Origin of the sequence: uncultured Dietzia sp., assembly GCF_937873725.1 — a bacterium.
Lineage (GTDB): Bacteria > Actinomycetota > Actinomycetes > Mycobacteriales > Mycobacteriaceae > Dietzia.
In genome coordinates this window covers 1-4,361 of record NZ_CALMYY010000092.1, presented here as the reverse complement: position 1 = coordinate 4,361, position 4,361 = coordinate 1, and the positions used below count along the sequence as shown (strand labels likewise).

Annotated in this window: 6 protein-coding genes; 5 read left to right on the top strand and 1 reads right to left on the bottom strand. The window is 72.0% G+C overall.

Annotation, left to right across the window (positions count from 1 at the left end; all coding sequences use genetic code 11):
- The first annotated feature begins 335 nt into the window (after positions 1 to 335).
- The 5 genes from Q0444_RS09710 (at position 336) to Q0444_RS09690 (ending at position 3,757) form a co-directional block, all read left to right on the top strand.
- Positions 336 to 785 carry a nitroreductase family deazaflavin-dependent oxidoreductase gene (locus Q0444_RS09710; protein WP_299023090.1) on the top strand — a complete coding sequence of 150 codons (450 nt, stop codon included), beginning with the start codon at positions 336 to 338 and terminating at the stop codon, positions 783 to 785.
- Complete coding sequence (locus tag Q0444_RS09705) at positions 782 to 1,960, top strand: dienelactone hydrolase family protein (protein WP_291080627.1); 1,179 nt, start codon at positions 782 to 784, stop codon at positions 1,958 to 1,960. The genes Q0444_RS09710 and Q0444_RS09705 overlap by 4 nt, the downstream gene beginning before the upstream one ends.
- A gap of 35 nt (positions 1,961 to 1,995) precedes the next feature.
- Entirely contained in the window at positions 1,996 to 2,682 is a 687-nt protein-coding gene (locus Q0444_RS09700; RefSeq protein ID WP_299023088.1) for a hypothetical protein, read from the top strand.
- A gap of 31 nt (positions 2,683 to 2,713) precedes the next feature.
- A complete protein-coding gene (locus Q0444_RS09695) occupies positions 2,714 to 3,457 on the top strand; it encodes a ZIP family metal transporter (protein ID WP_299023086.1) in 744 nt (247 codons plus the stop codon).
- Positions 3,458 to 3,538: 81 nt separating this feature from the next.
- The gene (locus Q0444_RS09690) at positions 3,539 to 3,757 is read left to right on the top strand and encodes a hypothetical protein (RefSeq protein ID WP_291080624.1); all 219 of its coding nucleotides are present in this window, start codon (positions 3,539 to 3,541) and stop codon (positions 3,755 to 3,757) included.
- A gap of 34 nt (positions 3,758 to 3,791) precedes the next feature.
- Here the strand turns inward: Q0444_RS09690 and Q0444_RS09685 are convergent.
- The coding region (locus tag Q0444_RS09685; RefSeq protein ID WP_299023084.1) for a sterol desaturase family protein at positions 3,792 to 4,361 on the bottom strand (570 nt) is incomplete at its 5' end.

Sequence of the window (4,361 nt, the reverse complement as noted above, 5' to 3'; positions counted from 1 at the left end):
CCGGCGGGGAGGCCGGCGGCCGCCGCCGCGGGCCCCCGGTGCAGCGGCACCACCACCACGGCGAGCGCCACGGCCACCAGCAGCGCCAGCATCCGTGATGCCGCGGCCCCGATCGCCACCGGAGACCACGCCACCCGACCCGCCCTGCTGCCCATGTCAGGAGCGTAGACAGGCGCCCACCGTCGCGGTCGCGAATCCGCCCGCCGCCGGCCCGGGCGGCGGGTGTCGATCGTGACCTGGCCGTCGTTGACCGGCTCCCCCCGCGGTGCTGCAATGAAATGACGGTCCCCCACCCCCCACGAGGAATCCATCACAGGAAAGGGCGTGCGAGAACCATGATCTACATCAAACCGCCGGCTTTCACCCGGCGGGTCGTCAACCCGATCGTGTCCAAGCTCAACCCTGGCGATATCGCCACCCTCACAGTCACCGGGCGACGATCCGGGCGTGCCCAGCGCGTACCGGTCACCCCTGTCGTGGTGGACGGCGAGCGGTATCTGGTGTCTCCCTACGGCGATTCGCAATGGGTCCGCAACCTGCGCGCCAGCGGGGTGGCCGAACTGAGCCACCGGGGTCAGGCGCCGGTGGTCACGCGTGCCGTCGAGGTGCCGGTCGCGGACCGGGCGCCGGTGATCGCGGCCTACCGCACCTCACTGAACGCAATGGCGAGCCGGTCCGTCGACGGCTTCTTCACCCGCATGCCGGATCCTCGCGATCACCCCGTCTTCCGGCTCACCTCGGCGGATGAACCGCCCGAGGAGAGCGAGGGGCGACGCCCGGCATGAGCAGGATCCGGGGCGGCATCGAGATCGCGAGAGGGCCCGAGGAGGTCTTTGACGTGGTGGCCGACCAGCGCCATGAGGTCCTCTACAACCCGGGGATGGTCGACTCGGTCAAGCTCACCGACGGCCCGATCGGGGTCGGTACGAGGTTCCGGGCCACCATGCGCACCCGGGGCAGACCCGTCCACTTCACCACCGAGTGCACCGCGTTCGACCGCCCGCGCCGGATCGCCACCCGCAGTGTCATGGCCGGCTCCGTGGCCGAGGGTGAGGTGCGCTGCGACCCGATCCCCGGGGGGACTCTGTTTTCCTGGGACTGGGAGGTGACCGTCGGCGGACCGGCCCGGCTCGCCGGCCCGCTGGTCGGCGTGATCGGGCGGCGTCAGGAGCGGCGGATCTGGGCAGGGCTCAAACGCCTGCTCGAGGACGGCTCGGGCGAGTCCGCCGGGATCGAGACCGAGCACGGCGAGCTCCCGTTCTACTGCGCCGAGCCGGCGGGAGACGGCCCGTGGCCGGGTGTCGTGGTGGTCCACGACGCCGTGGGCATGTCCCCGGATCTGCGGCGCCAGGCGGACTGGCTCGCCGGCGAGGGGTTCCTCGCTGTCGCGCCCGACCTGTTCGCGCGCGGAGGACCGGGGAAGATGCGTTGCCTGATCGCGATGATCGGGGAGGTCCGCGCCAAGGCGGGACGATCCTTCGACGACATCGACGCGGCACGCCGTTGGCTGGCCGCGCGGGAGGACTGCACCGGCCGGATCGGGGTGATCGGGTTCTGCATGGGCGGCGGCTACGCGCTCGTGCTCGCGCCCGACGGGGCGTTCGCGGCCTCGGCCGTGAACTACGGCACCGCGAGCAGGAAGGCCTACACGGCGGAGTACCTGCGGGGGGCGTGCCCGGTGGTGGGCAGTTTCGGCGGGGCCGACCGCACCGTGCGCGACGGGGCTGCCCGGCTCGACGCGGCCCTCAGCGAGCTCGGCGTGGACCACGACGTCAAGGAGTACCCCGGGGTCGGGCACGGCTTCCTCAACGACCACCAGCCGGACGAGGTCCCCGCCGTGTTCCGTGTGCTCGGCCGGGGCAGCCCCTACGACGAGACCGCGGCCGGCGACGCCCGGGCTCGGATCATCCGGTTCTTCGGCGAGCACCTGGCGGGGGTTCCCGGGTCGACGGCGCCCTGACGCCACCCCCGGCATCCGGCGAAAGGAGGGTGGCAGTGGATGACCGACCTGCTCGGCCCGATCCCACCGAGGGCGGGGCGGGTCCCGGGCTGCTCATCGAGCGGTACCTGCCCCGGTACGACGTCGCGGTCGTCCACGCCGACGTCGTCCGGGCCCCGCCCGCGCAGTGCTACGCCCGCGTGCTGGCACTGGACCTCCTGCGGGCCCCGCTCATCCGGGTCGCCATGGGTGTCAGACGACTGCCCCGACGCCTGAGCGGTGTCCTGCACGCTCCCGGGAGGACCCCCGGCCCCGATGCGGACGCGCCCACCTTCCGGCTCGCCGACATGGTCGACCTCGGGTGGATCGTGCTCGCCGAGACTCCGGGTGTGGAGATGGTCCTGGGCCAGGTGAGCCGCCCGTGGAAAGCGGACGCGTCGCCCTCCGCCGTACCGATCACCACGCCGACCACCGCCGAGGAGTTCACGGACTTCGCCGCCCCGGGCTTCGCCAAGATCGTGACCGGTCTCCGGGTGGACCGCTACGGGACCGACTCGTCCATCCTCACGCTGGAGACGAGGGTCGCCACCACGGACGCGCTGAGCCGCCGCCGGTTCCGGCGCTACTGGCTCCTCATCGGGCCCTTCAGTTCGGCCGTGCGCCGGACGGCGCTGCGCCTGCTCGCGGCCGAACTCCGCCGGGATCACCAGCGCTCGTGGGAGGATCCGGACTCGGCGGGCTGAGCACGCTTCCGCTCGGGAAAGGACCGCCACGATGCCGGACTGGCTGGCGGCGGGCGGCGCCGGGCTCCTCGCCGGGTGCGCGCTGCTGGTGGGCAGCGCCATCGCGTGGTTCATCACCGTCCCCGCCGGCCTGGTGGCGGCCGTGATGGCGTTCGGCTCCGGCGTGCTGATCTCCGCGCTGTCGTTCGAACTGGTCCAGGAGGCGATGGACCAGGCCGGCCTGCGGGCCACCGCGCTGGGCTTCCTCGCCGGCTCGCTCGTCTACGTGGGCCTCAACCTCCTCCTGGCCCGCCGGGGGGCGCGGCACCGCAAACGCTCCGGCGACCAGCATCCCTCCGGCCCCGGCACCGGCGGGGCGATCGCCCTCGGCGCGCTGATCGACGGGATCCCGGAATCGATGGTCCTCGGACTGAGCTTCCTCGCCGGCGGTGGCCTCAGCGTGCCGATCCTCGCGGCGGTCGCGATCTCCAACGTCCCCGAGGGCCTGTCCAGCACCGCGGGCATGAAGAAGTCCGGGCGGTCCCCCGGCTACGTCTTGGGCGTCTGGGGCGGCATCGCCGTGGCCTCCGGCCTGTCGGCCCTGGCCGGCTACCTGCTCCTGGACGGCGCGCCGCCCGGCGTGGTGGCCTTTGCCAACGCACTGGCCGCCGGCGCGATCCTCTCGATGATCACCGACACCATGATCCCCGAGGCCTTCGAGAAGGCCGCCGTCTACTCGGGGCTCATCGCGACCCTGGGGTTCCTCGCCGCGTTCAGCCTGCATTCGCTGGGTTGACGGAGGCGGAATCCGACGACGACGTGGTCAGCGGCGTCCGCTCCGGCTGTCGATGTCGGACCCGCGCGATAGACAGGGGCCATGCAGCCACCAGATGACGAAGAACTCCGAATGATGCGGCCCGTCAGCGAGTACATGGACGACGGCGTTCACGCCGACGAGGTGTGCCGCCGATACGGCCTCGACCGCCGCGAGCTCGCGAAGTGGTGCAATTGGATGGACTTCCGGGTGACCTGGGTCGACCCCGACAGGCGCCCACCCGTCCCCAGCCCCGCCCCGGACTACGCGCCGACCGAGTAGTCGTTCCGGTCCCCACGGCTCCGGCACGCTCTCTTCAGGCGATGCGCGGAGCCCCAGCCCACCCCGGCCCGCGGAGCAGGTGGCCCAGTCGGTCCGACCAGGTCCGCGACCGGAACACGTCGCGGGCGATCGCCACCCACTCGTGCGTGGCGATCCGCGCCGGGTTGAACGTGTCGATGTTCTTCGTCAGCCCGTAGACCACCTGCTCCCCCTCGGGCTCGAAGGTGCCGAACAGGCGGTCCCACAGGATGAGGATGCTGCCGTGGTTGCGGTCGAGGTAGCGCCGGTTGCTGCCGTGGTGCACCCGGTGGTGGGAGGGCGAGTTGAACACCCGCTCCAGCGGCCCGATCGAGCGCACCACCTCGGTGTGGACCCAGAACTGGTAGATGAGGTTGATCGCGCGCGCGTCCTGCACCAGCGCCGGCCGCACGCCCAGCAGCGAGAGCAGCCCGTACGGCACGTAGATCGTCAGCGCCTCCGCGACGGGCTGGCGCAGCGCGGTCGAGAGGTTGTAGCGCTCGCTGGAGTGGTGCACCACGTGCATCGCCCACAGCCAGCGGCTCTCGTGATCGAAGCGGTGGTTCCAGTAGTAGATGAAGTCCCA